Raw genomic sequence first — 25,488 nt, 5'->3', positions numbered from 1 at the left:
TATAGCTTGATGCGGGGGCATTTTCATCACCCTGGCCTCAGACGGGCGAAATGTCCATGAATCCAGTGGTTTTTCGCATGAATTTAGTAAAACCAAATTACTACTTTTTATTCTTTAGCTGCGCCAACACGGCAAAGGGATTGGGTTTTCCGGCGGGCTCACCCGCCGCATCTGGTGCTTCCACATCACCGGCCTGAAGCTTGGGGGCGACCGGGCATTCCTCATGCATCGGCACCAGGGGCAAGGCCATCAGCAGTTCGTCTTCCAGTACGGCGAGCAGGTTGAACTGCGGCTCCATCACCAGCAGGTCCTCTTCGGCCTGGTCGTCCTCGGCCATGGCGATGTCTTCGCTGGCGACAAAACGGTACCGCTGGTCCACCTCCACGGGCGTCTCGACCACGCCCATGCAGCGCTGGCAGGTCAGCGGAACGGTGGCATGGGCCTGCAAGTGCAGCCACACCTCGTCGTCAGCGCCGGCGCGCGGGCGCAATTCGCCTGACGCCTGCCACTGCACGACTGCATCAGCCTGCAGCCCTTGCGTTTCCTCGGCAAGCCGCTCCAGATTTTGTAGCGGAGTGGTTTCGGCAAGCGCCACGCCCTCCTGGGCAAACGCTTTCATGTTGAGCCGGCTGGGCTGAAGGGATCTGGACATGGATGCAGTGTAAGAGAATCGAGGCCATGACCCTCGCCTCCCCTCTCGCCTCCAATCGTCCTCTCGTGCTGGGTTCGACCTCACGCTACCGCCGCGAATTGCTGCAGCGGTTGCACATCCCTTTCGAGGTCGCCGCGCCCGAGGTGGACGAAACCCCGCAGCCCGGCGAGGCCCCGCGCGCCCTGGCCGAACGCTTGGCCCTGGCCAAGGCCCGTGCAGTGGCTACCGCTTTCCCGGGTGCCGTTGTCATTGGCTCCGATCAGGTCGCCGACCTGGACGGCGAACCCCTGGGCAAGCCCGGAGACCATGAAAAAGCCGTTGCACAGCTGCGCCGCATGCGCGGACGCACCGTGATTTTCCAGACGGCCGTGGCCGTGGTGTGCCTGGAAAGCGGCTACGAGGCGCAAAGCCTGGCGCCGGTCAAGGTGAAATTCCGCGAGCTGAGCGACGATGAGATCGAGCACTATTTGCGCATAGAGCAGCCCTATGACTGCGCGGGCAGTGCCAAAAGCGAAGGCCTGGGCATCGCGTTGCTGGAGTCCATCGACAACGACGACCCGACGGCCCTGGTCGGCCTGCCGCTGATACGCACCTGCCGGCTGATCCAGGCCGCAGGCATCAAACTACTGTCCGGAGGCCGGCCATGAGCGCCGCCATGAAGGGCAAGCTCTACCTGGTGCCCGCGCCGCTGGATTTCGGCTGCGACACGCAGGCGCCCCTGCAGGACGTCATGCCGCTGCAAACCCTGCAGCTCGCGTCGCGGCTGTCCTGCTGGATCTGCGAGAACGCCAAAAGCACGCGCGCCTACCTCAAGCGCATAGACGCGCTACAGCCGCTGGCCGCGCCGCTGCAGTCGCTGCAGATCCAGGAGCTGCCGCGCGAGGTCCATAAAAAAGGCGACCATGGCGGCAACTTCGACGCTCGCCCCCTGCTCGCGGCCGCCCTCGAAGGCCGCGACATGGGCCTGGTCAGCGAAGCCGGCATGCCGGCGATTGCCGACCCAGGGTCCTCCGTGGTGCGCGCGGCGCATGACCTGGGACTGGAAGTCGTGCCGCTCACGGGCCCGATGTCGCTGATGCTGGCGCTGGCCGCCAGCGGCCTCAACGGCCAGAGCTTTGCCTTTGCCGGCTATGTGCCGCAAACGCCGGCCGAGCGGGCGCAGCGCCTGCGCGAACTGGAATCGCTGGCGCTGAAATCCGGCCAGACCCAGCTTTTTATCGAGACCCCCTACCGCAACGCCGCCCTGCTCCAGTCGCTGCTGCAAACACTGCAGGACAACACCCGGCTGGCGCTGAGCTGCGGCCTGACCCTGGGCACAGCCTGGTCGCGCAGCGCGCAGGTGAGCGTGTGGAAGCGCGACAAGCCCCAGGCGCCGCTGGATTTGCCGACCGTGTTTGCCATAGGCCGTTGAAGAAGCCCCGAAGTGCACCCAGCGCCCACAAAAAAGCCCGCATGACGCGGGCTTTTTTACGCGGCCAAAGAGCGCTTAACGCAGCGCGGGAATCGCCTTGAAAGCTTTCATCGCGCCCTCACCCATGGCGGCGCCAAACTTCTTGGCCAGGCGCTCGGCCACGTTGTCGCGGCGCGTGTAGTCGATGATCTCGTCGGTCTTGACCACTTCACGCGCGACATAGTCGAGGTTGCCGAGCTGGTCGGCCAAGCCCAGTTCGACGGCCTGCTGGCCGCTCCAAAACAGGCCGCTGAACATCTCGGGCGTTTCCTTCAGGCGCTTGCCGCGGCCGGCTTTGACCACCGCGATGAACTGCTGGTGGATCTGGTCCAGCATGGCCTGTGCGAAGACGCGCTGCTTTTCGTTTTGCGGGCTGAAGGGATCCAGGAAGCCCTTGTTCTCGCCGGCGGTCAGCAGGCGGCGCTCCACGCCCAGCTTGTCCATCAGGCCGGTAAAGCCGAAGCCGTCCATCAGCACGCCTATGCTGCCCACGATGCTGGCCTTGTCGACGTAAATCTTGTCGGCCGAGACGGCAATGTAGTAGGCGGCGGAAGCGCAGGTCTCTTCAACCACCGCGTAGACCGGCTTCTTGTGCTTGGCCTTCAGGCGCAGGATCTCGTCGTTCATCATGCCGGCCTGCACGGGGCTGCCGCCGGGGGAATTGATCAGCAGCACGATGGCCTTGGCGCCGTCGTCCTCAAAGGCCGCGCGCAGGGCCGCATTGACGAACTCGGCGCTGGCATCGGCGCCCGCGGCGATCTCGCCCTTGATTTCCACCACGGCGGTGTGCGGAACCGTCGCGTCGCTGGCGGGCGTGCCGCGGTGCAGCAGCATCCAGACCAGGGCGACAAAAAACCCCAGCCAGGCCAGGCGCACAAAAGTCTTCCAGCGGCGCGTGGCTTTTTGCTCGTTGAGCGCAGCAAAAGCCAATTTCTCCAGGGTCGCGCGCTCCCAACCCGGGGCGGCGGTCGGGTCTGCCGCGGATCTTTTTGTTTGGGGATAGGGAGGAAGTGACTCCGGCTGGTTGGGCCGGAAGTCCGATTCGCGCAGCAAATCGGGATCTGTGGAGGGATCAGGGCGTTGGGGATCGTTCATGGGCACTAGTTTAGAGAGGTATTAGAACTGTAGCGGTTTAAGGTTGTAAGCGGGATGCCAATAAACAACCCCCTCCGATTCGGAAAGCGTGATTTTGATCAGCCCGCCCTGGCAAGGCCCGCCCGCGCATTGGCCGGTGTCCGGACGGTAAGCCGCGCCGTGGCTGGCACACAGCAGCCACCGGCCCTGGTCGTCAAATACGCGGTTGGGCTGCCAGTCGAGCTCCATCGCGACGTGGCTGCAGCGATTGAGGTAGGCATGGACTCCCCCCTCGAAACGCACGGCAAAGGCACGGCAGGTCTGCCCCGCGTAAACCACGTCGAACGGCACCGCCAGCCCGCCTTCAAGCAGGTCGCGGCTGTTGCAGAGAGCTTGCCGTTCGTCCATAAGCTTTAAGTCCGGAAGTCAACCATGGGCAAGCAGCCACTCGTGCAGCTCCTGCACCGAATGCGCCACGTGGCGCGGCGCCAGCACGGCAAAGCTGTCGGGTTCATGCGCGCCGTAGCTCACACCCACACTGGGGCAGCCGGCATTGACCGCCATCTGCAGGTCGTGGGTTGTGTCGCCCACCATCAGCACGCGTTCGGGCGCAACGTCAAATTCCGCCATCAATTCGTGCAGCATGCGCGGATCGGGCTTCCCGGCCGTCTCGTCGGAGGTGCGCGAACCGTCGAAAACGCCCTTGAGTTCCACGGTGCGCAGCACCTCATCGAGGCCGCGGCGCGACTTGCCGGTGGCCACCGCGAGCAGGTGGCCGCGCGCCTTCAGCGCATCAAGCAAAGGCAGCACGCCGTCGAACAGGCTCAGGTCGTCGTAGTGCGCGGCGTAGTGGTGACGGTAGCGCTCGCCGAGCTGGGGGTATTTTTCAGGCGGCACGTCGGGCGCGGCATGGGCCAGGGCCTGCATCAGGCCCAAGCCGATGACATAGCCGGCTTCCTTGTCGGTCGGCACCGTGCCGCCCACGTCGCGCACCGCGGCCTGGATGCAGCGCACGATGATTTTTGTCGAATCAAACAGTGTGCCGTCCCAGTCAAAGGCGATCAGGTCGAAATTTCGGGTTTGCATGGGGATATTGTCTTAGGGACGGCCCGCATATTGGCGCATAGGGACAAAAGCCGCAATGCGCACGTCAGTTGTCCCGGCGTTGATTGAACCACCACGATGAGAGCCCGTACGCCGCCCCCAACAAGGCGCCGGCCAGGCCAAGTACAACAAGGTGGAAAAGTTGCCCGTATTTCTCAAGGAATCCCCACGCCGAGTCGTCGTACGAAGCCCGAATGTGGGGATTGTAAAAATACAGCGCGTCCCATCCCTGCGTCACTGTCGCCGGATTCAAGGCCACAAAAGCGCACACGCACACCAGCAGACCGGCCACCGACCTGGACAAAACAAGACGGAAGGGGGACATGGCGCTCACAGAAGGCATCACCCTCTTGTTCAAGAGCCAGAAAATCACCGCAGCCAAAACGGTAGGCAGCGAAACCTGAAGCACTGCGTCAAGGCTACCCAACGACACCCAGAACAAAAACTCCATCAGAAGCGGCCAGAACACCACGGAAGGCAGCTGGCTCCAGCGGAATTCGCCGCGCCCGAAGTCACCCGCCACCAGGTAATACGCCACACCATACAGCGCTGGGCCGGCAACGACGAACATCAGCACCGTCGCGCCCAGGCCGCCGAGCTTTCCCCGGATCGGCCCGGCTGCGCTCCTGGAATCAGGCGCCTCAGGAAGGTCATGAGCCATTTGAATACCTATGCGGGCAAAAACTGCTGCAATTCGGGCGGCAGGGGCGCCTGCAGGTGCACCACCTTGCGCAGCTTTGGGTGGTTGAACTTCAGGCTCCAGGCATGCAAAAACATGCGCTTGAGCGGCACCGCACCAGCCGCGGTCTTCTGCAGCGCCCGGTTCAGCTCGAAATCGCCGTATTTGTCGTCGCCCGCGATCGGGTGGCCCTCATTGGCCAGGTGCACGCGGATCTGGTGCGTGCGGCCCGTCTTGATGGTGACTTCCAGCAGGGTGAAGGGCGTCGCGGGCGCCAGCGCGCTGGCGGGAACGACTGCCTTGACCTTGACCAGCGTCACCGAGCGCAGGCCGTCGGGGTGGTCGTTGGCCACCACTTTCACGCGCCGCTCGCCGTCGGGCAGCAAATACTTGTGCAGCGCCTTGTCGATCACACGGTGATTGGCCGGCCAGTCACCACCCACCAGCGCCAGGTAGACCTTGTCGGTTTCGCGCTCGCGGAACTGCTCCTGCAGCAGCTTGAGCGCCATGCGCCGCTTGGCGATCAGCAGGATGCCGCTGGTTTCGCGGTCCAGCCGGTGCACCAGCTCAAGGAAGTCGGCCTCCGGCCGCGCCATGCGCAGCTGCTCGATCACACCAAAGCTCACGCCGCTGCCGCCGTGCACGGCCACCCCGGCCGGCTTGTCGATGGCCAGCACGAAGTCGTCTTCAAACAGGATGGGGAATTCGCGCGACGGCGCGTAGCCGCCGGTGGTGGAACTGGCGCCATGGCGGGCGATTTCCTGGGCCATGGCCTCGGCTTTCTGGCCGGCCCGCTCGGAGGTGCGCACCGGCGGCAGGCGCACCACGTCGCCAGCTTCCACACGGGTGTCGGCCTGTGCCCTGCCCTTGTTCACCCTGACCTCGCCGCTGCGGATGATGCGGTAAACATGGGTTTTGGGCACACCCTTGAGCTGGCGAATCAGGAAATTGTCCAGCCGCTGGCCGGCGTAGTCCTCGTCCACCGTCACCAGCGTGGCCTGCGGCGCGGCGGGCTGCGGCGCCTGAGGAAGGGCGGCTGCGGGGCTAGGCTCCGCCCTGGGCCTGGCGGCGGACGCGGGTGGGCGACCCGGTGTTTTCCCGGGTTTCCTTGCCAAGCCCCTGGCTGACCCTATAATGTGTTTCACTAGCGATGCGCTGTAAGTGGTTGATTTGTCTGGAGTTTAGTCCACGCAAGTCCCCAGCCCTGAAAAGGCGGACAAGCAGCCTCGCTGGAAGGTCGATGCCCACGCCGGCAATTGCCCGCAAGCGACGAGTGCCAGGCACCTCGCGGCGAGCATCTTGCACGGTAGACGAGTCGACGTTTTGCGAACACAACTACGGAATACCATGTGCGCAGCCCAAGTCACGAACAACAGGCTGCACACGGATCCAGCCGAGATCAAGTCCTTTAACGGGTAGCCCTCTGATGACAACACTGGTCAGTCTGATTTACATATGCCTGCGGCGCCTCACGACATTCGTGTGCCCCGCATTCGGCATGAATCAGCCGCCAGCCTTTGTGCAGTGGGCGCCAGCAGCCGCGCTTTGCGCGGCACCCACCCGTTTGACCCCTGCTCGCTCCATCCACGCGCCTACGCCCAGACCACGTCGCTGACCGATTCATTTCGGTCGGCCGCGCGCCGTCAAAAGCTCTCCGGCAATTCCTCCCCGTTCGCACTGCGTCCCTCCGGCGTCGTTGGCCCATTTTGGGCATGTGATTGATGTCTGCGCATGACATCAGACGAAGAACGATAAGGAAGGCTACCCATGAAACGGATGCTGGTAAACGCCACTCAGGCTGAAGAACGCCGCCTGGCGATCGTCGACGGACAAAAACTCCTCGACTACGAAATTGAAATCGAAGGGCGCGAACAGCGCAAGGGCAACATCTACAAGGCCGTCGTCACGCGTGTCGAGCCCTCGCTGGAAGCCTGCTTCGTCGACTACGGCGAAGACCGCCACGGCTTCCTGCCGTTCAAGGAAATCTCCAAGCAGTACTTCGCCCAGGGCGTGCCGGTCAGCCAGGCGCGCATCAACGACGTCATCAAGGAAGGCCAGGAACTGCTGGTCCAGGTCGAAAAGGAAGAGCGCGGCAACAAGGGCGCGGCCCTCACCACTTTCGTCTCCCTGGCCGGCCGCTATGTGGTCCTGATGCCCAACAACCCGCGCGGCGGCGGCGTGAGCCGGCGCATCGAAGGCGACGACCGGGCCGAGCTCAAAGAGGCGATGGACCAGCTCGAATACCCGAATGGCATGAGCATCATCGCGCGCACCGCCGGCATCGGCCGCAGCGCCCCTGAACTGCAGTGGGACCTGAACTACCTGCTCAAGCTCTGGACCGCCATTGACGGCGCCGGCAAGGGCGGCAAGGGCGCTTACCTGATTTACCAGGAATCCAGCCTCGTGATTCGCGCGATCCGCGACTACTTCAACAGCGACATCGGCGACATCCTGTTCGACACCGACGACGTCTACGAGCAGGCCAAGCAATTCATGGCCCACGTGATGCCCGAGCACGAGCACCGCGTCAAGCGCTACCGCGACGATGCGCCGCTGTTCAGCCGCTTCCAGATCGAGCACCAGATCGAGTCGGCCTATGCGCGCACCGTGCAGCTGCCTTCCGGCGGCGCCATCGTGATCGACCACACCGAAGCCCTGGTTTCAGTCGACGTCAACTCGGCCCGCGCCATCAAGGGCGGCGACATCGAGGAAACCGCCACCCGCACCAACCTGGAAGCGGCCGACGAAGTCGCGCGCCAGATGCGTTTGCGCGACCTGGGCGGCCTGATCGTCATCGACTTTATCGACATGGAAGAGTCGCGCAACCGCCGCGACGTGGAAAACCGCCTGCGCGACGCGCTGCGCCAGGACCGCGCCCGCGTGCAGTTCGGCACCATCAGCAAGTTCGGCCTCATGGAAATGAGCCGCCAGCGCCTGCGCCCGGCCCTGTCCGAAGGCGCATCGATCCCCTGCCCGCGTTGCGGCGGCTCCGGCCACATCCGCGACACCGAGAGCTCGGCGCTGCAGATCCTGCGCATCATCCAGGAAGAGTCCCTCAAGGACAGCACGGCCTCGGTGCTGTGCCAGGTCCCGGTCGACGTGGCCTCCTTCCTGCTCAACGAAAAGCGTTCCGAGATCGCCAAGATCGAAGTCAAGCAGCGCATCAACGTGCTGCTGGTGCCCAACAAGACGCTGGAAACCCCCAACTACCGCCTGGAACGCCTGAAGCACGACGACCCGCGCCTGGACAACATTGCCGCCAGCTACAAGATGGCCGAGGAAGTCGAAGACCCGACCACCGTCACGCGCCGCAGCCAGGAAAAGCACAACAAGCAGGAGCCCGTCATCAAGGGCGTGCTGCCCGACGCGCCCGCCCCCGTGGCCCCACCCAAGCCGGAAGCCGCACCACACGCGGCGCCCAAGGCCGTTGCCCGCCCGGCACCGGCTGTCGCGGCGCCCGCAGAGAAAGGCTTCTTCGGCTGGATCAAGAGCCTGTTCGGCGGCGCGCAGGATGCGGCACCGGCGCCTGCGACCAAGGAAGTGAAAAAAGACGAGCGCGGCGAAGGCCGGCGTGAAGGCCGTGGCGGTGAAGGCCGCAGCGGCGAGCGCTCGGACCGTGGTGGCGAGCGCGGCGGCCGTGACGGCCGGCGCGGTGGCCGCGGCCGCAGCGAAGGCCGCGAAGCACGCCCCGAAGGCCGTGGTGAACGCGGTGAAGGCCGCGGCGGCGAACGCCGTGAACGCAATGCCGAAGGCCGCCAGGAACGCCCGGCCGGCGAAGCCCGCCCCGAAGGCGCTGGCGACCAGCCGCGCGGCGACACCCCCAACCGCGAAGGCCGCGAAGGCGGCCGCAACCGCCGTGAACGCGGCGAGCGTGGCGGTGAACGCAATGGCGAACGTGCAGAGCGCGGTGAACGCATCCAGCGCGACGCAGTCGAGCAAGACCTCGCGCTGGCCAACCAGGCCGCCATGGCAGCCGCCATGGGCGGCGAAGCCGCCGAGACGCGCCAGGAGCGCGCCCCCCAGGACGGCGAGCGCCAGGGCAACCGCGAAGCACGTGGTGAGCGTGGTGAAGGCCGCCGTGAACGCGGCGACCGCAACGGCCGCCGCAACGACCGCCGCGGCAGCGATCGTCCCGAAGGCACCGAAGCAGCGCCTGGCTTCAGCCCTGAAGCCGCAGCCGCTCCCGTGCTCGACGAAGCCGGCAATGTGGTCGCTCCCGCACAGAACGGACAAGCCGGCCAGGGCGACGAACAGCGCCAGCCGCGTGAACGCCGCAGCCGCGACCGTTATGGCCGCGACCGCCGCGAACGCGGTGAGAACGGCGAACGCGGTGAGCAGCAAGCACCGGTCGAAGGTGGCGTCGACGCCGGCCAGGCCGGCTTCGCGGAGCCTCAGCAGCAGCCTCAATCCCGCGAAGAACGCGCACCGCAAGCCGTCGCCGACTACGCGGCACCCGCAGCCGCCGTGACGCCTGCGGCGCCCTTTGTGCCTGAAGCAGCGCCGGCTCCAGCCTACACAGCCCCTGTGGCCGTGGCTGCATCAGTGCCCGCACCTGTGGTGGCAGCGCCCGCGCCGGCACCGGTCCAGGCCGCCGCACCGGCCGCCGCGGCCATCAGCCTGCCCAAGGTCCAGTCCTATGCCCTGCCCCTGGATGAACTGGCCCAGGTGGCCCAGTCCTCGGGCCTGCAGTGGGTGAATTCCGACGCAGCCAAGATCGCCGAAGCCAAGGCCGCCATCGCCGCCGAGGTCAAACCGGTGCACGTGCCGCGCGAGCGCCCTCCCCTGGTCGTGGCCGACGAAGGCCCGCTGGTGCTGGTCGAGACCCGGCGCGACCTGGGCGCGATGCCACTGCCCTTCGAAAAATCGGCAGGCCAATAAACGCGCCAATCCCGGCCGCTCCTGCGGCCACCCCCAAAAAGGCCCGCCAATGCGGGCTTTTTTTATGCCTGGAAACAGGCCCTAGAATCAGCCCAACAAAACCGATAAAGAGGGAAAGACCATGGACCAGCCCACGCACGATGCGCGCTACGCGCCGCCGCAGGCCACAGTGGCGGATGTGGCCGACGAGGCCCAGGGCCCGCAACTGGCCGGCCGCGTCGAACGGCTGGGCGCCGCCATCCTCGACACGGTTTTTCAAAGCCTGGTGCTCTGGCTGATTTCGCTGCTCACACCCTACAACCCCTGGGACGCGCAAGGGCGCGACGCGTGGTCCTTCAATGCAGCGAGCGTGGCCATCGGCGTCCTGGTCTTCATCCTGCTCAATGGCTACCTGCTCGCCACGCGGGGCCAGACCATCGGCAAGCTCCTGCTCAAGATACGCATTACCCGGCCTTCAGGTGAAGCCGCATCCATCACCCGCCTGGCCTTTCGTTATGGCGCGGGGTTCATGGCCGCCCTGGTGATGGTCGTGGTCTGGGTCTACTCGCTGATCGATTGCCTCATGATCTTCCGCCAATCCCGCCGCTGCCTGCACGACGTGATCGGCGACACCATCGTCGTCAAGGCCTGAACCCGCTCCCCGTGACCGCAGCGCGCCTGGACACGATTTACACGGCCGAAACGCCGGAGGGCATCACCCTGTCCCTGCGGCCCGCCGGCATCGTCGCGCGCGGTCTGGCTTACCTTATCGACCTGGCCATACGCATCGGCATTTTCATCGCCGTGGCCATCACGGCAGGCCTGATGGGCAAGGCCGGAGTGGCCGTGATGCTGCTTGCTTATTTCGGCCTCGAATGGTTTTATCCGGTCGTGTTCGAGCTGACCCGCTCGGCGGCCACCCCCGGCAAGCGGGCGATGGGCCTGCGGGTGGTGATGGACTCGGGCCTGCCGGTGACCCCGGCCGCCTCCCTGACCCGCAACCTGCTGCGCGCCGCCGATTTCATGCCCGCGCTGTTCGGCGCTGGCCTGGTGTCCATGCTGTGGCGGCGCGACAGCAAGCGCCTGGGGGACCTCGCCGCCGGCACCCTGGTGGTGTTCACCGATGCCGTCAAGCTGCATGGTGAGGTACCCCTGTCACCCCCGCTGGCGCCGGCGCGGCCGCTTTCGGCCGCTGAACAGGCCTCGGTGCTTGCCTGGGCCGGGCGGGCCACACGGCTGACACCCGAGCGCCTCGGTGAACTCGCATCTCTTGCCGAACCTGTGCTGGGCACGGGCGCGCCGGGCAGCAATGCCACGCAGCGCCTGCTGGGCGTGGCGCAGTGGCTGATGGGCCGGCGTGAAGGGGGATCACGGCCATGACACCGCTGCAGTTCGAGACCTCGTACGCGCCGCTGTGGGCCGAGCTCGAGAAGGTCGTCAACGTGGCCGAAACCGAACGCAAGTTCGACGGCGACCGGCTGGCCACGCTCTACCGCCGCGTCTGCGAGCACCTGGCGCTGGCGCAGGCCCGCGCCTATCCCGTGCACCTGACGCAGCGGCTGGAAACCTTGACGCAAAGCGCCCACCGGCTGATCTACAGGCGCCACGACTACGGCCTGGCGCGCCTGGGCATGCTGGTGCTGGTCGACTTTCCGCAGGCCGTGCGCGCGCACCGCGGCTACCTGCTGGTGGCAGCCCTGCTGTTCGTGGTGCCCCTGCTGGCCGCGGGCCTGGCCACCTACCGCGACCCGGGTTTCATCCTGCACCTGATGGACGCGGCGCAGGTGCAGCAGTTCGACGGCATGTACGGCGACAGCGCCAAATCATTCGGGCGCAACCGCGACGCCAGCGGCGACTGGCAGATGTTCGGCTACTACGTCATGCACAACATCGGCATCGGTTTTCGCTGCTTCGCCGCCGGCATCTTCGGCGGTATCGGCAGCGCCGGCGTGCTGCTGTTCAACGGCGTGCAGATAGGCGCCGTGGCCGGCTACCTGATCGCTTCCGGCCACGCGCAAAACTTCTGCTCCTTTGTCATCACCCACGGCGCCTTCGAGCTCACGGCCATCGTGCTCGCGGGCGCGGCGGGACTGCGCCTGGGCTACGCCCTGATCGCGCCGGGCCGGCACACGCGGCTTGAAGCGCTGCGGCTGGCGGCCCACCACGCCATCGTGGTGGTCTATGGCGTCATCGGCCTGCTGCTGATCGCCGCCGCCGTCGAAGCCTTCTGGTCTTCGGCGCGCTGGGTCACCCCCGCCGTGAAATACGGCGCCGGCGCCGCTTGCTGGGTCCTGGTGCTGGCCTACCTGGGCTGGCAGGGTCGGCCGCGCGCCGGCGCGCCCGCGGGTGAAAGGCAGCGCAATGCAGGTTGATGCGCTGGCCGTCGCGCTGCGGCCACGGCCCATGGCCGAAGCCGCCGACCTGGGCCTGGCCCTGGTGCGCCGCCATGCCGGCTCCATCTGGCGCACTTTCCTGCCGATGTATGTCGTGGCCATCGCGCTGGTGCTGTGCACCATCGAATTCGCCTACTGGCTGCCCGGCCTGCTGATTTTCTGCCTCAAGCCCTGGTTCGACCGCAGCCTGCTGTTCATCCTGTCGCGGGCGGTGTTCGGGCAGTCCACACGCTGGAAAGACCTCTGGGAGCACCGGGCCCAGGTGTGGGGTGGGCAATTGCTGCGCACGCTGTTCTGGCGGCGGCTGTCGCCCTGGCGCTCCTATACGCAGGCTGTCGAGCAGCTCGAAGGCCAGCGCGGCAGCGCCAGGCGCAAGCGGCGCGACCAGCTGCTGCGCGGGCGGCGCGGCGCAGGCGCCGGCATGCAGCTGATTTTTTCCAACGTCGAAATCGCACTCGAGTTCGCCATCCTCTCCATTCTGTTCTGGTTTGCGCCCGAGGGCAGCCTTTCAGAGCTCTGGCGCTGGCTGATCGCAGATGAGTCCACGGTGCAAAGCCTGTGCCTTGCCGTGGTGTATGCCTTTGTGGTCGGCCTGGTCGAGCCCTTCTTTGTCGCGGCCGGCTTCGCGATGTACCTGAACCGCCGCGTCGAACTCGAAGCCTGGGACATCGAGCAGGAATTCCGCCGTGCCTTCACGCCCGCACCGGCAAAGGCCACGCCATGAGCGCCATGCACCACGATGCCGCGGCACGCTTTGCATGGCGGAAGGCTCTGGCCTGCGCGGTGATTGCAGGTTGGGCGGCCTGGGCCAACACGGCCGCCGCTGCGCCCGGCGAGCCGCCCTCGCGCCAACAGGTGCAGTCGGCCGCCGACCGGGTTCGCACCGACCCCAACCTGCCCGGCAGCAAGAGCGAAAAAACCTTGCGCCTGAAAGACCAGAGCAAAAAACCCGAGGACAAGAAAAAGAAGGACAGCGACGGCTTCACCTGGCTCAAGGATTTTGTGACCAAGGTGTCCGAAGCCGCGCGCCTGCTGGTGTGGGCGCTGGGCGCGCTGGCCCTGGCCTGGCTGGTGATTCGCATACGGCGCTGGGTGCAGGTGCGCGCCGGCGGCGGCCGCCACCGCATGGCACCCTTGCCCAGCCATATCGGCAGCCTCGACATCCGCCCCGAAAGCCTGCCCGACGACGTGGGCTCCGAGGTCGCCTCGCTCTGGCAGCGCGGCCAGCGGCGGCCCGCGCTGTCGCTGCTCTACCGCGGCGCGCTCTCGCGCCTGGTGCACCTGCACGCGGTGCCCATTCGCAATGCCAGCACCGAAGGCGAATGTGTGGCCCTCAGCAAAGGCCGGCTTGCGCCGCCATCGCTCGATTTTTTTGCGCGCCTGGTGTCGGCCTGGCAGCTGGCGGCCTATGGCGGGCGCCTGCCGCCCACGGCCGGCGTGCTGGCGCTGTGCGCCGAATTTGACGCGCAGCTGGGCGCACCGGCCGGGCCGGCCAAGGCGGCGCCATGAGGGACCGACTCGTCCTTATTCTGCTGGGCGTGCTGCTGCTGGCCGGCGGCGTCTGGCTGATGTCGGCCACCGAATGGGTTGACGTGGACGTGCCCACGCCGGCCAAGGGCGAAGCCCTCACCAACCCGCTTTACGCGACTGAAAAACTGCTGGCCGCGCTGGGCGCAAAAGTCGTCCGGCACAAAAGCCTGGACGCCATGCCGCCGCCGCAGGCACGGCTGGTGCTGGTGTCGCACAACTGGGACCTGTTTCCCGAACGCGCGCAGCGCCTGCGCACATGGGTGTCGCAAGGCGGGCACCTTGTGATTCCAGGTTATCTGGCCGGGCATGCATCACTCACAGGCTGGCTGCCCGTCACCATGGAAGCGCCCATCCGGTCGCAGACGGTGACGCCGGCGCGGCCTTTCGACAGGGCCGCCAAGGACGCGGACTGCCGCGCGCTGGAAGAGCCCGCCGAGGTCGCAGCCAGCTATGGCGACAGCCGTATCTATCGCGTCTGCGGCGCCTATTTCAGCCCCCAGTACCTGCCGGCGAACCGGCAGGCTCCACCGCTATGGTCCTTGCGCGGTACATCCGGCAGCGAAGCCGTGCGCATGCAGTTCGGCCAGGGCACGGTCACCGTCTTCGGCGGTTGGGGCCTGCTGAGCAACAGCAACCTGCTGCGCGCCGACAACGCGCAGGTGGCGGCTGCGGCGTTGCAGGCGCGCGCCGGCGCCGAGTTCTGGTTTGTGGCCGAAGAGGCCAGGGAGCCCTTTGCGCCCTGGCTCTGGCACCAGGCCTGGGCGGCGCTGTTGCTGGGCCTGCTGGCCCTGGCGCTGGCCTTGTGGCGCGCCGGCGTGCGCTTCGGGCCGCTGGCGCCGTCGGCTCCCGCCCACCGGCGCTCCATGGCCGAGCAGGTGCGCGGCACCGCGCGCTTTTTGCACATGCACGGGCCCAAGGCACTGCATGCGGCCCAGCTTCGCGCGCTGCACGCCTCGGCCGCGCGGCAGTTGCCGCGGTTTTCGCAACTCGTCCCTGCGCAACGCACCACCGAGATCGCGCGCGCCACCGGCCTGGATGTGCGCGCGCTCGAGCGCGCGCAGGCCGACAAGCAGCGCAACCGCGGCTTGCTGGCCGCCGACCTCGAACTGCTCGAAACCGCCCGCCGGCGGCTCGATGCGCGGGAGCCCGTCCCGTCGCCCGTTTCCTCTTCCGCTCCGTCCGTTCCTTCCGCTTCATCCCCCTCTTCACCCTGAACCCGAGAAACCACCATGTCATCGATTCCCAACGAAGAACTGCAACGCGCGGCCCAATGGCTGCAGACCCTGCGCCATGAAGTCGGCAAGGCCGTGGTCGGCCAGAAGGAAGCCGTCGACCAGACCCTGGTGGCGCTGGTCGCCTCCGGCCACGTGCTGATCGAGGGTGTGCCCGGGCTCGGCAAAACGCTGCTCGCACGCGCCCTGGCGCAGGCCATGAGCCTGCGCTACGCGCGCGTGCAGTTCACGCCCGACCTGATGCCCTCGGACATCACCGGCCACTCGGTGCTGGACCCTTCAACCCGCGGCGAATCCGGCATAGGCACGCTGCGCGTGCACCAGGGACCGGTCTTCACCCATTTGCTGCTGGCCGATGAAATCAACCGCGCGCCGGCCAAGACGCAGAGCGCCTTGCTCGAAGTGATGCAGGAATACCAGGTCACGCTCGAAGGCCGGGCCATGCCGCTGCCGCGCCCCTTCATGGTGATGGCCACGCAAAACCCGATAGACACCGAAGGCACCTACCCCCTGCCCGAGGCACAGCTGGACCGCTTCCTGCTCAAAATCAACATCGCCTTCCCCAGCCATGCGGAAGAAAAAGCCGTGGTGCAACTGACCACCGGCCAGCGCGCCGGCAACCAGTTGCCGCTGGACGCAGTGCGGCCCTGCCTGGACGACACCCAGGTGCTGGAACTGCAGCGCCTGGCCAGCCTGGTGCAGGCACACGAACAGGTCATCGACTACGCCGTCCGCATCGCCCGTGCCACACGCGACTGGCCCGGCCTTTCGTCCGGCGCGGGACCGCGCGGCACCATGGCCCTGGTGCGCGCCGCGCGCGCCGGCGCGCTCATGGACGGGCGCGACTTCATCACGCCCGACGACGTGGCGCGCCAGACCCTGCCCGCCCTGCGCCACCGCGTGATGATTTCGCCGGATGCGCAACTCGAAGGCCTGGGCGTGGACGACCTGCTGCGCAGCGCCCAGGCCAGCGTGCAGGCGCCTCGCCTTTAAGACGCATGCGCTGGCTGGTGATTCCCACGACGGGCATGGTCAAGGCTCTGGCCGGCGCCGCCGTGGCCGCTTGCCTGGCCCTGCTGGCCGGCGTTCCGGTGGGCACGCTCGCGCTGCTGGCCGGCGCGGTACTGCTGCCGGCGCTGGCCGGCGCACTGCTTGACCTCTGGCGCAGCCGGCGCCTGTGGCGGCAGGCGCCGCTGCGCATAGAGCGCACATTGCCCGGCGCGTTCTCGCTGGGCGTGCCCACCGTGCTGACGCTGGTGCTGGTCAACGAAGGGCCGCTGGCCTGGGCCGTGACCGTCTTCGACGAAGTGGATCCGCGCTTTGCCTTCGAAGGCCTGCCGCAGGCCCTGACCGTGCCGCCGGCTTCGCGCGCGGAGCTGCGCTATACAGTGACCGCGCGGGAACGCGGCGTGGCGCTTTTCGGCACCACCCAGTTGCGTTGGAAGAGCCGCGGCGGCTGCTTTGAAGTGCAGCAGTCGCTGGGCAAGCCCGGCAAACTGCGCGTGTACCCCAACTTTGCCGCGCTGGCGCGCTACGCCTGGCTTTCAGGCGACCGGCGCCTGGCGCAGATCGGCATCAAGACCTATGTGCAGCGCGGCCTCGGTACTGATTTCCGCCAGCTGGCCGACTACAAGACCGGGGACTCGCTGCGCCACATCGACTGGAAGGCCACGCTGCGCCACCAGCGGCCCATCGTGCGCGAGTTCCAGGACGACCGCGACCAGTGCGTGTTCTTCCTGCTCGACTGCGGCCGCCGCATGCGCGCCGATGAAGGCGGGCCGGAAGAAAATGCCGGCCAGGGAAGCAGCCACTTCGACGAAGCCCTCAACGCACTGATGCTGCTGAGCTATGTCGCCCTCAAGGAGGGTGATGAGGTCGGCGCCATGACCTTCGGCGGCCTGCCCGGGCAGCGCCGCGATTTCGCGCCGCGCAAGGGCGCGGCCACGCTCAACGCCCTGATGAACCGCCTGCACGACATCCAGCCCGGCGCCATGCATTCGGACTACCTGCTGGCCGCGCAGGAACTGCTGCGCGTGCAGCGCCGGCGCGCACTGGTGATCGTGCTCACCAACTTCCGTGACGAGGATGCGGCCGAACTGCGCCCCGCGATCAAGCTGCTGCGCGGCAAGCACCTGGTGCTGGTGGCCAGCCTGCGCGAGCGCGTGCTGGGCCGCATCGCCGGCCAGGCGCTGTCCACCCCGGCGGACGCGGTGGACGTGGCCGCCGCCCACCTGTTCGCGCAGTCGCGGCGCGACGCCTTCGCGCGCGTGGTCGGCCAGGACCCGCTCTCGATGGACGTGGAGCCGGCGCAGCTGGCTGTTTCACTGGTCAACCGCTACCACGCGGTCAAGCGCGCCGGGTTGCTGTAGAGCCTGTTACGGCCTGCCCAGGCGCCAAGGGTTCCCGCGGGGCCCCGGCAACGGTTATCCTTCGGGTCTCAACAACAGGAGGGATGAGATGTCTGAAGCAATGAATCCTTATGCCGCACCGCGTGCGGCTGTCGCCGATGTGTACGAAGACGAGGGGGGTATACAACCCGTCAAATGGTTCTCCGCCAAGGGACGCGTCGGGCGCCTTCGCTACCTGGCCCGCACTTTGGTGGGCTACCTGCTTTTTCTCGCGGTTTTCTTCGTGCTCAGCATGCTGACAGGCCGTTCCGGCGTGGGCATATGGGCGGGCCTGGCTGTCACCCTGGTCACCATCCCCTATGTCATTTTTATCGTCCTGCTGTCCATCCAGCGCAGCCACGACATGGGATGGACCGGCTGGACGGTGCTCCTGGCCTTCATCCCCTTTGTCGGGCTGATCTGGCTTTTAAATCCGGGCACCAAGGGCAGCAACCGATTCGGCGCGCCCCCGCCACCCAACAGCACGCTGGTCAAAATCGGCGGCTTGATATTTCCGGTGATGGCGCTCGTCGGCATCATCGCCGCCATCGCCTTGCCGGCTTACCAGGGGTACATGCAGCGGGCCAAGGCGGCCCAGGTGATCAAGCCTTAAGCCGCCCTCAAAGCGACTCTCAAATCTGCGCAGCGCGCTTGTAGGCCTGCGCGGCAGCGGCTTCGTCCTCGCGCTGCTCGGCCAGCAAGGCCAGCGCGCGCCAGGCGTTGCGGTGCAGGGTCACATCCTGCAGGGCCGGCGCGGCCTGCGTCAGCAGCTGGCGGGCCTTGCCCCAGAGCTGGCGGTTCAGGCAGGCCATGCCCGCCAGATACTGCAGGTTGGCGTCGCGCGGGCGGCTCAGCTGTGCCGTTTCAATGCGCGCCAGCCAGGTGGCGTCCAGCGAATCCAGGCCGGCCTCCAGCACGGTGATCAGCTTGATGCGCAGGTTATCGCCGATCTCCGAGCGCGGCTGCATCATCGCGTCCCAGACCTGCAGCAGCCAGGTGCGGGCCAGCTCGGGCTCGCCGTGCAGCGCCATCAGTCGCGACGCGGCATGCACCACCAGCTCGGGCATGGCGCGCTCGCTCTCGTCGAGTGAGAACCAGGCCTGCTGCAGCTGCGCCGGGTCGTGCGCATCGTTGAGCAATTCCAGCGCCAGGCCGCGAATGATGCTTTGCGCCGCCGCCTGGGAAAACGCGCGGTGCTTGGCCAGCAGGCGCGCGGTTTCCAGCGCCTGCGAAGTCTTGCGCGCATGGCGCGAGGCGCGCAGCTTCATGCGCAAGGCCAGCGTACGGCGCGATGCGCCCTGCGGCAGCTGGGCCAGCCAGTCGAGCGCAGCGCCCGCATCGCGGTCGTCCAGCGCCCAGCGCGCCGCGCGGAACTGCACGCCCTCGCGCACTTCCTGCGCATGGCGCGGCGCGGAGCTTTTCAGCGCCTGGTGCAGGTGCTGGTCGCGCAGGCTCTTGTTCTGCAGCGACTGCGCGGCCTCGGCCACCAGCAGGTGGGCCAGCGCGCGCAACTGGCCGCCGCGGCTGGCGCTGTGCCCGGTCACGTGGGTATAGTTGTCGGCCAGCGGGCGCAGACTTTTTTCCTGCGCCAATGCGTTCTGCGCGGATTTGGTGGAGCGTATGTAGCGCCCCGCCAGCAGGTGGGCCAGCGAATCCATGAGGGCGCCGTACATGGCGCGCTCTTTTTGCTGGGCACGCCAGCGCCGTGCCTCGGCCGGCAGCGAGAACACCGCCGACACGGCGCGCAGCGCCAGATGGAGCACGAAGAACAGGCCGGCCAGCAGCAGCACCAGCAGGTTGAATGAAATGTCGACCCGGTGCGGCGGCCAGAAGACGGTCACCACGGCCTGGTTGTTGCCCGCGAACAGCGCCACGGCAACCGCCACGCCAAAAAGGGCCAGTAGCCAGAGAGCGGCGCGCATGCGTGTGTCCTGCCTGTGGGAAATCAGCGGCCCGCGGCCGCCGTGGCCAGCGCGGCCATGGTTTCGTCAAGGCGCGGCAGCTCGCTGGTCTTGAGCTGGCCCTGCACCTGGGCCAGCAGCTGGGCCGCGGCCTGGGTCTTGCGCGAGGAGGGGTCGAAGTACTTGCCCAGCCAGGTGCTGGCGCTGGCGAGGTCTGCGCGCACCGAATCGGTCTGGCGCGACAGCAGGGCCAGGCGTGCATTGAGCAGTCGCAGCTTGAGGTTTTCGCGCAGGAAGAAGGACTGCTCCGGCGACAGCAGGGCCGCCTCGGGCTGCTCGATGCGGCTCACCCGCAGCAGCTTGCGCGCTTCTTCGCGCAGGTTGTCCAGCGTGCGCTGCGACCAGGCGCTCAGCGAAAGCTTGTCAAACACCCCCGGCGAAGGCTTGTCGGCCGCCGGCGCGCTGGCGCGCACGGCGGGCGCCGCCACGACCGGAGCTACGCGCTGGCCGCTGTTGGCCACCATGGCGTTGGCCACCGGCAGCTCGTCGGCCATGCGTGCCAGCTCGTCGAGCTTGAGCATCAGCACCGGCACGTCGGTCAGCGTCGCGGCCTTGATGCGGTCCATGTCGCGGGCGATGGCCCGCTGCAGGGGGTTCAGGCGCGGCTGGGCGGCGCGCGCCAGGCGCTGGTCGGCCGACTTGAGCGCGGCCAGCAATGGTTCGGCGCTGCCGGTGAGCTGGGCCTGCTGCTGCGCCAGGCGCAGCGCGGATTCAACGTCCACCACCAGGTTTTCATCGCGCGAACGCGACAGGCTTTGCATCAGTTCTTCAAGCTGGGTGCGCTGCAGGCTGACCTCGCTGATGCGGGTTTCCTGGATGGCCAGCCGCCCCGAGAGCTCGCGCGCAGCCTCTTGAGCCTGCCGCGCCAGGGTGCGCGCTTCAATGGATTGCGCGCCGGAGTCGATGCTGCGGCGGGCCAGTTCTTCCTGGATGTTGCTGAGCTTTTGCCACAGCAACCCGCTGGCCAGCAGGCCCCCGGCGGCCAGCGCCGCCACCCCCAGCGCCCACTTGCGCGGCACCAGCCAGGCGTCCGGCACGGCGATGGGCGGTTCAGCCACGACCAGCGCGCGCTCCAGCACAGGCTGGTTGTCGGGCGCGGAAGGCGAGGGCTGGGCTATGTGGGGATCGCTCATGGATAAAGAGATTCTATCGAGGCCAATGTGTCCCTGATGTCCGTCAGGGCGGGGCGTGACGCCACAACAACACCCCAACCGGCGGCCCGCACCGCCTCCTCAATGCGCGGGTGCGTTGCCACCGCACGGGCGCCGCGCCAGTCGACGCCGGCCAGCGCCGGCTGGTGCACAAGGTTGGCCACGGCTTCCGAGCTGCTGAACAGCCACACCGAGYCGTCCGCGGCGGCGGCGCGGGCCCGGTCAAGCTGCGGCCCACTGAATTGAGGCGTGCGGCGCTGGTAGACGCCGACAAAATCCACCTGCGCGCCGGCGGCTTCCCACTGGCGGGCGATCCAGTCGCGCCCCGAAGAAACACCGCCGCCCGCGGCATCCGGGCTTTCGCCCCGCACCACCAGCACGCGCTTGCCGCGCCAGTCGCGCCGGCCGGCCACCGCCCACAATGCCTCGGAATCAAACTGCCCGGCGTCGTTGCCCGGCGCATCGACCTGCGCGGGCGGCACGCCCGCGCCCAGCAAAGCCGCCACAGTGCCGGGGCCGGGCGCCATCAGGCGCAGGGACGCCGGCAGGCCGCCGGCCAGGGGAGACTTGAAAAAAAAGTCCACCGCGTTGCCGCTCACAAACATGCAGGCCGCATAACGGTCCAGCGTTCGCCACGCCTGCGCCAGGGGGCCGGTGTCGGATGCGGGGGCTATATCGATCAGCGGCAGTGCTTCGGCCGCAAAGCCGCCCTGCCGCAGCTGCAGCACCCAGTGCTGCGCATCCGCCGCCGGGCGCGTCACGATGACGTGGGCCGCACCGACCGCGGGCACCGGCTTTTGCGGCATCAGGCGTCCGGGCCCTTGCCGGCCCACACGGCGCCCCCGGCCCGCAATTGCGCCGCCACGGCTTCGCCCAGGGCCTCGGCCTCGGCGAAATTGCGCACGACGGCGCTGTGTTTGACTTGAACCAGCGGCGCCAGCGGGGCGGCCGATGTCGAAGGCGCTTCGGCCGTGGCCGGATCGCCCCAGGCCGCGTTGAGCTGCATCGCTTCGCCGGCCGCCGCGCCCGGCGTGAAAGCCGCCAGCGGCATGGAGCAGCTGCCGCCCATGGCGCGCGACACCGTGCGCTCGGCCGTCACGGCCAGCCAGGTCGGTTGATGCGCCAGCGTGGCCAGCGCGGCCAGCAGGTCGGCGCGGTCGGCGCGCACTTCAATGCCGAGCGCGCCCTGCCCCGCGGCGGGCAGCATCTGGGCAGGTTCAAACGTGTTACGTATGCGCGACTCCAGGCCCAGGCGCTTCAGGCCCGCGGCCGCCAGCACGATGGCCTGGTACTGGCCTTCGTCGAGCTTGCGCAAACGCGTGTCGAGGTTGCCGCGCAGCGGCTGTATCACCAGGTCGGGCCGCAAGGCCTTGAGCAGCACCAGCCGGCGCAGGCTGGAGGTGCCCACCACCGCGCCCCGGGGCAAATCGGCCAGGCCGGCGAATTGGTTAGACACAAAAGCATCGCGCGGATCCTCGCGCTCCAGCACGCAGGCCAGCGCGAAACCCTCGGGCAGGTCCATGGGTACGTCCTTGAGCGAATGCACGGCGATGTCGGCCCGGCCTTCGCTGAGCGCCACTTCGAGCTCCTTGACGAACAGGCCCTTGCCGCCGACCTTGCTCAGCGAACGGTCCAGGATCTGGTCGCCCTGCGTGGTCATGCCCAGCAGCTCAACCCGCCAGCCCAGGCGCGACTCGAGCAAGGCCTTGACATGCTCGGCCTGCCACATTGCCAGACGGCTCTCGCGCGTGGCGATGACCACCTTCTTCATATCAGGGGGGTTGGATTCAGACACTGCGGACACTCGTAACCTGCTTGTAATACTTGGGGGGAAGTGAATGCTAGCATGCAGGGCTTGAGAACAAGCTTAAGAACTAGAGGGTAGAGATGGTCACTTCCGCGCGCGCCAAGAAGCTACAGCAACACGCCACTGAAGGCGCCAGGGAGGCCACCGCAAGCGCGGCGCCCAAAGCCAGCACCCGTGCCAGGGACAACGAACGCCCCCTGGTCGAGGACATACGCCTGCTGGGCCGCATCCTCGGCGACGTGATCCGCGAACAGGAAGGCGTGGCCGCCTACGAGTTGATCGAGCAGGTGCGCAAGCTCTCCGTCGCCTTCCGGCGTGACGCCGACCAGGAGGCCGACAAGGCCCTCAAAAAGCTGCTCAAAGGCCTGACGGGCGACCAGACGGTCAGCGTGATACGCGCCTTCACCTATTTCAGCCACCTGGCCAACCTGGCGGAAGACCGCCACCACATTCGCCGCCGCGCCGTGCACGAGCGCGCGGGCGACACCCAGGAAGGCAGCATCGACGTGGCGCTGGCCCGCCTGCGCTGGGCAGGCATCTCGACCCGCACGATCTCCAACACGCTGGCGCACAGCTTTGTCTCGCCCGTGCTCACCGCCCACCCCACCGAGGTGCAGCGCAAAAGCATCCTGGACGCCGAACGCGTCATCGCCCAGCTGCTGACGGCGCGCGACGACATCAAGGCGCTGGCGCTGGCCCACAACGCCGCCAAGGACGCCCTCACGCCGCGCGAACTGGCCGCCAACGAAGCCCAGCTGCGCGCCCGCGTGATGCAGCTGTGGCAGACCCGGTTGCTGCGCTTTTCCAAGCTCACCGTGGCCGACGAGATCGAGAACGCGCTCAGCTATTACGAAGCCACCTTTCTGCGCGAAATCCCCAAGCTGTACGCCAACCTCGAGCGCGAGCTCGGCAACCAGCCGGTGCACAGCTTTTTGCGCATGGGCCAGTGGATTGGCGGCGACCGCGACGGCAACCCCAATGTCAGTGCTGAAACCCTCAATTACGCGCTGGGCCGGCAGGCCGAAGTGGCGCTGCGCCACTACCTGACTGAAGTTCACTTCCTGGGCGGCGAGCTTTCGCAGTCGGCCATGCTGGTCGACTTCAGCCCCGAAATGCGCGCCCTGGCGGAAAGCTCGCCCGACACCAGCGAGCACCGCAAGGACGAGCCCTACCGCCGCGCCCTCACCGGCGTGTATGCCCGCCTGGCCGCCACGCTCAAAGAGCTAACCGGCGGCGAAGCCGCGCGCCATGCCGTCGCGCCGCAAAACGCCTATCTGAAGTCCGAGGACTTCCTGGCCGACCTGCGCACCATCGAGGCTTCGCTCAAGGCCCACCACGGCGAAGCAATCGTCGCCCAGCGCCTGCATCCGCTGATACGCGCGGTCGAAGTCTTCGGCTTTCACCTGGCCACGGTCGATTTGCGCCAAAGCTCCGACAAACACGAAGAAGTGGTGGCCGAGCTGCTGGCCGTCGCGCGGATAGAGCCGAACTACGGCAAGCTCGACGAAGCCGCCAAGCGCGCGCTGCTGGTGGGCCTGCTCAACGACGCGCGGCCGCTGCGCGTGGTCGGCAGCGATTACTCCGCCCATGCGCAAAGCGAGCTCGCGATTTTTGAAGCCGCCCGCACGGCTCGCGCGCGCTTCGGCAAGGAAGCGATACGCCACTACATCATCAGCCACACCGAAACCGTCAGCGATTTGCTCGAGGTGCTGCTGCTGCAAAAGGAAGTCGGCTTGATGCACGGCACGCTCGACGGCAACGCGACGAACGATTTGATCGTCGTGCCGCTCTTCGAAACCATCGAAGACCTGCGCAATGCCGCGCCCATCATGCGCGAGTTTTATGCGCTACCCGGCATCGCCTCGCTGGTCAAACGCAGCGGCGCCGAGCAGGACATCATGCTCGGCTACTCCGACAGCAACAAGGACGGCGGCATCTTCACCAGCAACTGGGAGCTTTACCGCGCCGAGATCGCGCTGGTCGAACTGTTCGATGTGCTCGCCAACTCGCACAATATTCAATTGCGCATGTTCCACGGACGCGGCGGCACCGTGGGCCGCGGCGGCGGCCCCAGCTACCAGGCCATTCTGGCCCAGCCCCCGGGCACGGTGCGCGGGCAGATACGCCTGACCGAACAGGGCGAAGTCATAGGCTCCAAATACGCCAATCCCGAGATCGGCAGGCGCAACCTTGAAACCCTGGTCGCCGCCACGCTGGAAGCCACGCTGCTGCAGCCGACCAAACCCGCGACCAAGGCCTTTTTGCAGGCTGCCGCCGAACTCTCGCAAGCCAGCATGGCGGCCTACCGCACGCTGGTGTACGACACCCCGGGCTTTACCGATTATTTCTTCAGCGCCACACCGATCCGCGAGATCGCCGAACTCAACATCGGCTCACGCCCGGCTTCCCGCAAGGCCTCGCAAAGAATCGAAGATCTGCGCGCCATCCCCTGGGGCTTCAGCTGGGGCCAATGCCGCCTCACCCTGCCCGGCTGGTACGGCTTCGGCTCGGCCATCGCGCACATGCTGAACGAAGGCGGCACGCCCGCCGCGCGCAAGGAAGCGCTCGCGCTGCTGCAAAAAATGTACAAGCAGTGGCCCTTCTTCCGCACCCTGCTCAGCAACATGGACATGGTGCTGGCCAAGAGCGACCTCGCCCTGGCCTCGCGCTATTCCGAACTCATGGGCGACGCGCGCCTGCGCAAAAAGATCTTCAGCGCCATCGAAGCCGAATGGCACCTCACCGCCGAAGCGCTGGTGCTGATCACCGGCGAAAAACAGCGCCTGGCCGGCAACGCCGCGCTGCAGCGCTCCATACGCCATCGTTTTCCCTATATCGACCCGCTGCACCATTTGCAGGTCGAGCTAGTGCGGCGTTATCGTGCTGGTCAGGCGGACCAGCGGGTGCAGACGGGTATTCATATTTCGATCAACGGGATTGCGGCTGGGCTTCGGAATACGGGGTAGGGCTTTCCTCCCTCCCCCCTGCTAAGTTCAGCTGGCCGGGTCTCGCCCCGGCGGGCGAGGCACTTTTCTTTGCTTCGCCAAAGAAAAGTACCCAAAAGAAAGGCGACCCGCAGTCTGGGTCCCTTCGCTTCGCTACGGGCAACCTGCGGTGCTCGAGACAAGCGGGGTCAAAAACAACTCGCTTCGCTCAAACACGTTTTTGCCCTGATCCGCTTGTCTCTGCGCTCCTCGGCCCAGCCAGGACG

The 25,488-nt window shown here is 67.1% G+C and carries 23 protein-coding genes; 13 read left to right on the top strand and 10 right to left on the bottom strand.

From position 1 onward, the window contains the following. Nucleotides 1-100 precede the first annotated feature (100 nt). On the bottom strand, nt 101-652 hold the full coding sequence (locus tag AC1DXS_RS21735; protein WP_477739537.1) for a YceD family protein: 552 nt from the start codon (nt 650-652) through the stop codon (nt 101-103). Nucleotides 653-678: 26 nt separating this feature from the next. Here AC1DXS_RS21735 and AC1DXS_RS21730 point away from each other — a divergent pair, with 26 nt between their 5' ends. Then, nucleotides 679-1,299: a Maf family protein gene (locus AC1DXS_RS21730; RefSeq protein WP_477739536.1), complete on the top strand. Its 621-nt coding sequence runs from the start codon at nt 679-681 to the stop codon at nt 1,297-1,299. Beyond that, complete coding sequence (locus AC1DXS_RS21725; RefSeq protein WP_477739535.1) at nt 1,296-2,063, top strand: SAM-dependent methyltransferase; 768 nt, start codon at nt 1,296-1,298, stop codon at nt 2,061-2,063. The genes AC1DXS_RS21730 and AC1DXS_RS21725 overlap by 4 nt, the downstream gene beginning before the upstream one ends. Before the next feature lie 75 nt (nt 2,064-2,138). Here AC1DXS_RS21725 and AC1DXS_RS21720 read toward each other — a convergent pair whose 3' ends face one another. From AC1DXS_RS21720 to AC1DXS_RS21700, 5 genes are all read right to left on the bottom strand, one after another. Beyond that, nucleotides 2,139-3,197 (bottom strand): S49 family peptidase, encoded by a 1,059-nt coding sequence (locus tag AC1DXS_RS21720; protein ID WP_477739534.1) that lies wholly within the window; start codon nt 3,195-3,197, stop codon nt 2,139-2,141. Between the two features lie 21 nt (nt 3,198-3,218). Continuing rightward, on the bottom strand, nt 3,219-3,584 hold the full coding sequence (locus AC1DXS_RS21715) for a Rieske (2Fe-2S) protein (RefSeq protein WP_477739533.1): 366 nt from the start codon (nt 3,582-3,584) through the stop codon (nt 3,219-3,221). A gap of 18 nt (nt 3,585-3,602) precedes the next feature. After that, nucleotides 3,603-4,262, bottom strand: a complete 660-nt coding sequence (locus AC1DXS_RS21710) for an HAD family hydrolase (protein ID WP_477739532.1) — start codon at nt 4,260-4,262, stop codon at nt 3,603-3,605. A gap of 64 nt (nt 4,263-4,326) precedes the next feature. Further along, nucleotides 4,327-4,941, bottom strand: coding sequence for a hypothetical protein (locus AC1DXS_RS21705; RefSeq protein WP_477739531.1), 615 nt, complete (start codon nt 4,939-4,941; stop codon nt 4,327-4,329). A gap of 8 nt (nt 4,942-4,949) precedes the next feature. After that, the gene (locus AC1DXS_RS21700) at nt 4,950-6,104 is read right to left on the bottom strand and encodes an RluA family pseudouridine synthase (RefSeq protein ID WP_477739530.1); all 1,155 of its coding nucleotides are present in this window, start codon (nt 6,102-6,104) and stop codon (nt 4,950-4,952) included. A gap of 622 nt (nt 6,105-6,726) precedes the next feature. Here AC1DXS_RS21700 and AC1DXS_RS21695 point away from each other — a divergent pair. The 10 genes from AC1DXS_RS21695 to AC1DXS_RS21650 all read left to right on the top strand — a co-directional run bounded on the left by AC1DXS_RS21695 (nt 6,727) and on the right by AC1DXS_RS21650 (nt 17,971). Next, nucleotides 6,727-9,837, top strand: a complete 3,111-nt coding sequence (locus AC1DXS_RS21695; RefSeq protein WP_477739529.1) for an Rne/Rng family ribonuclease — start codon at nt 6,727-6,729, stop codon at nt 9,835-9,837. A gap of 121 nt (nt 9,838-9,958) precedes the next feature. After that, nucleotides 9,959-10,468 carry an RDD family protein gene (locus tag AC1DXS_RS21690; protein ID WP_477739528.1) on the top strand — a complete coding sequence of 170 codons (510 nt, stop codon included), beginning with the start codon at nt 9,959-9,961 and terminating at the stop codon, nt 10,466-10,468. Nucleotides 10,469-10,479: 11 nt separating this feature from the next. Then, on the top strand, nt 10,480-11,196 hold the full coding sequence (locus AC1DXS_RS21685) for an RDD family protein (protein WP_477739527.1): 717 nt from the start codon (nt 10,480-10,482) through the stop codon (nt 11,194-11,196). Beyond that, on the top strand, nt 11,193-12,188 hold the full coding sequence (locus tag AC1DXS_RS21680; protein WP_477739526.1) for a stage II sporulation protein M: 996 nt from the start codon (nt 11,193-11,195) through the stop codon (nt 12,186-12,188). Before AC1DXS_RS21685 ends, AC1DXS_RS21680 begins: the two co-directional genes overlap by 4 nt. Continuing rightward, nucleotides 12,178-12,933: a hypothetical protein gene (locus AC1DXS_RS21675; protein ID WP_477739525.1), complete on the top strand. Its 756-nt coding sequence runs from the start codon at nt 12,178-12,180 to the stop codon at nt 12,931-12,933. Before AC1DXS_RS21680 ends, AC1DXS_RS21675 begins: the two co-directional genes overlap by 11 nt. Next, on the top strand, nt 12,930-13,718 hold the full coding sequence (locus tag AC1DXS_RS21670) for a DUF4129 domain-containing protein (RefSeq protein ID WP_477739524.1): 789 nt from the start codon (nt 12,930-12,932) through the stop codon (nt 13,716-13,718). The genes AC1DXS_RS21675 and AC1DXS_RS21670 overlap by 4 nt, the downstream gene beginning before the upstream one ends. After that, entirely contained in the window at nt 13,715-14,953 is a 1,239-nt protein-coding gene (locus AC1DXS_RS21665) for a DUF4350 domain-containing protein (protein ID WP_477739523.1), read from the top strand. Before AC1DXS_RS21670 ends, AC1DXS_RS21665 begins: the two co-directional genes overlap by 4 nt. A 15-nt stretch (nt 14,954-14,968) precedes the next feature. After that, nucleotides 14,969-15,964: an AAA family ATPase gene (locus AC1DXS_RS21660; RefSeq protein WP_477739522.1), complete on the top strand. Its 996-nt coding sequence runs from the start codon at nt 14,969-14,971 to the stop codon at nt 15,962-15,964. Between the two features lie 5 nt (nt 15,965-15,969). After that, nucleotides 15,970-17,340: a DUF58 domain-containing protein gene (locus AC1DXS_RS21655; RefSeq protein WP_477739521.1), complete on the top strand. Its 1,371-nt coding sequence runs from the start codon at nt 15,970-15,972 to the stop codon at nt 17,338-17,340. A gap of 88 nt (nt 17,341-17,428) precedes the next feature. Next, on the top strand, nt 17,429-17,971 hold the full coding sequence (locus AC1DXS_RS21650; RefSeq protein WP_477739520.1) for a DUF805 domain-containing protein: 543 nt from the start codon (nt 17,429-17,431) through the stop codon (nt 17,969-17,971). A gap of 19 nt (nt 17,972-17,990) precedes the next feature. On the opposite strand, the gene AC1DXS_RS21645 is transcribed toward AC1DXS_RS21650, so the two are convergent. Genes AC1DXS_RS21645 through hemC form a run of 4 tightly spaced genes read right to left on the bottom strand, consistent with a single transcriptional unit; the run spans nt 17,991 to nt 22,241 of the window. After that, a complete protein-coding gene (locus AC1DXS_RS21645) occupies nt 17,991-19,280 on the bottom strand; it encodes a heme biosynthesis HemY N-terminal domain-containing protein (protein ID WP_477739519.1) in 1,290 nt (429 codons plus the stop codon). Nucleotides 19,281-19,303: 23 nt separating this feature from the next. Beyond that, the gene (locus AC1DXS_RS21640; RefSeq protein ID WP_477739518.1) at nt 19,304-20,452 is read right to left on the bottom strand and encodes a uroporphyrinogen-III C-methyltransferase; all 1,149 of its coding nucleotides are present in this window, start codon (nt 20,450-20,452) and stop codon (nt 19,304-19,306) included. After that, complete coding sequence (locus tag AC1DXS_RS21635; protein WP_477739517.1) at nt 20,449-21,276, bottom strand: uroporphyrinogen-III synthase; 828 nt, start codon at nt 21,274-21,276, stop codon at nt 20,449-20,451. Before AC1DXS_RS21635 ends, AC1DXS_RS21640 begins: the two co-directional genes overlap by 4 nt. Beyond that, the gene (gene hemC, locus AC1DXS_RS21630) at nt 21,276-22,241 is read right to left on the bottom strand and encodes a hydroxymethylbilane synthase (RefSeq protein WP_477739516.1); all 966 of its coding nucleotides are present in this window, start codon (nt 22,239-22,241) and stop codon (nt 21,276-21,278) included. Before hemC ends, AC1DXS_RS21635 begins: the two co-directional genes overlap by 1 nt. Before the next feature lie 116 nt (nt 22,242-22,357). Here hemC and ppc point away from each other — a divergent pair, with 116 nt between their 5' ends. Next, a complete protein-coding gene (ppc, locus tag AC1DXS_RS21625) occupies nt 22,358-25,243 on the top strand; it encodes a phosphoenolpyruvate carboxylase (protein ID WP_477739515.1) in 2,886 nt (961 codons plus the stop codon). Nucleotides 25,244-25,488 lie beyond the last annotated feature (245 nt).

It is taken from the genome of Polaromonas sp. P3_B1, assembly GCF_056402935.1.
This window is presented reverse-complemented; position numbering and strand designations above follow the sequence as displayed.

What these genes read in the sequence shown, in the direction of transcription:
- AC1DXS_RS21735 (WP_477739537.1), bottom strand. Translation starts at nt 652, where the DNA reads ATGTCCAGATCCCTTCAGCCCAGCCGGCTCAACATGAAAGCGTTTGCC.
- AC1DXS_RS21730 (WP_477739536.1), top strand. Translation starts at nt 679, where the DNA reads ATGACCCTCGCCTCCCCTCTCGCCTCCAATCGTCCTCTCGTGCTGGGT.
- AC1DXS_RS21725 (WP_477739535.1), top strand. Translation starts at nt 1,296, where the DNA reads ATGAGCGCCGCCATGAAGGGCAAGCTCTACCTGGTGCCCGCGCCGCTG.
- AC1DXS_RS21720 (WP_477739534.1), bottom strand. Translation starts at nt 3,197, where the DNA reads ATGAACGATCCCCAACGCCCTGATCCCTCCACAGATCCCGATTTGCTG.
- AC1DXS_RS21715 (WP_477739533.1), bottom strand. Translation starts at nt 3,584, where the DNA reads ATGGACGAACGGCAAGCTCTCTGCAACAGCCGCGACCTGCTTGAAGGC.
- AC1DXS_RS21710 (WP_477739532.1), bottom strand. Translation starts at nt 4,262, where the DNA reads ATGCAAACCCGAAATTTCGACCTGATCGCCTTTGACTGGGACGGCACA.
- AC1DXS_RS21705 (WP_477739531.1), bottom strand. Translation starts at nt 4,941, where the DNA reads ATGGCTCATGACCTTCCTGAGGCGCCTGATTCCAGGAGCGCAGCCGGG.
- AC1DXS_RS21695 (WP_477739529.1), top strand. Translation starts at nt 6,727, where the DNA reads ATGAAACGGATGCTGGTAAACGCCACTCAGGCTGAAGAACGCCGCCTG.
- AC1DXS_RS21690 (WP_477739528.1), top strand. Translation starts at nt 9,959, where the DNA reads ATGGACCAGCCCACGCACGATGCGCGCTACGCGCCGCCGCAGGCCACA.
- AC1DXS_RS21680 (WP_477739526.1), top strand. Translation starts at nt 11,193, where the DNA reads ATGACACCGCTGCAGTTCGAGACCTCGTACGCGCCGCTGTGGGCCGAG.
- AC1DXS_RS21675 (WP_477739525.1), top strand. Translation starts at nt 12,178, where the DNA reads ATGCAGGTTGATGCGCTGGCCGTCGCGCTGCGGCCACGGCCCATGGCC.
- AC1DXS_RS21670 (WP_477739524.1), top strand. Translation starts at nt 12,930, where the DNA reads ATGAGCGCCATGCACCACGATGCCGCGGCACGCTTTGCATGGCGGAAG.
- AC1DXS_RS21665 (WP_477739523.1), top strand. Translation starts at nt 13,715, where the DNA reads ATGAGGGACCGACTCGTCCTTATTCTGCTGGGCGTGCTGCTGCTGGCC.
- AC1DXS_RS21660 (WP_477739522.1), top strand. Translation starts at nt 14,969, where the DNA reads ATGTCATCGATTCCCAACGAAGAACTGCAACGCGCGGCCCAATGGCTG.
- AC1DXS_RS21655 (WP_477739521.1), top strand. Translation starts at nt 15,970, where the DNA reads ATGCGCTGGCTGGTGATTCCCACGACGGGCATGGTCAAGGCTCTGGCC.
- AC1DXS_RS21650 (WP_477739520.1), top strand. Translation starts at nt 17,429, where the DNA reads ATGTCTGAAGCAATGAATCCTTATGCCGCACCGCGTGCGGCTGTCGCC.
- AC1DXS_RS21645 (WP_477739519.1), bottom strand. Translation starts at nt 19,280, where the DNA reads ATGCGCGCCGCTCTCTGGCTACTGGCCCTTTTTGGCGTGGCGGTTGCC.
- AC1DXS_RS21640 (WP_477739518.1), bottom strand. Translation starts at nt 20,452, where the DNA reads ATGAGCGATCCCCACATAGCCCAGCCCTCGCCTTCCGCGCCCGACAAC.
- hemC (WP_477739516.1), bottom strand. Translation starts at nt 22,241, where the DNA reads ATGAAGAAGGTGGTCATCGCCACGCGCGAGAGCCGTCTGGCAATGTGG.
- ppc (WP_477739515.1), top strand. Translation starts at nt 22,358, where the DNA reads ATGGTCACTTCCGCGCGCGCCAAGAAGCTACAGCAACACGCCACTGAA.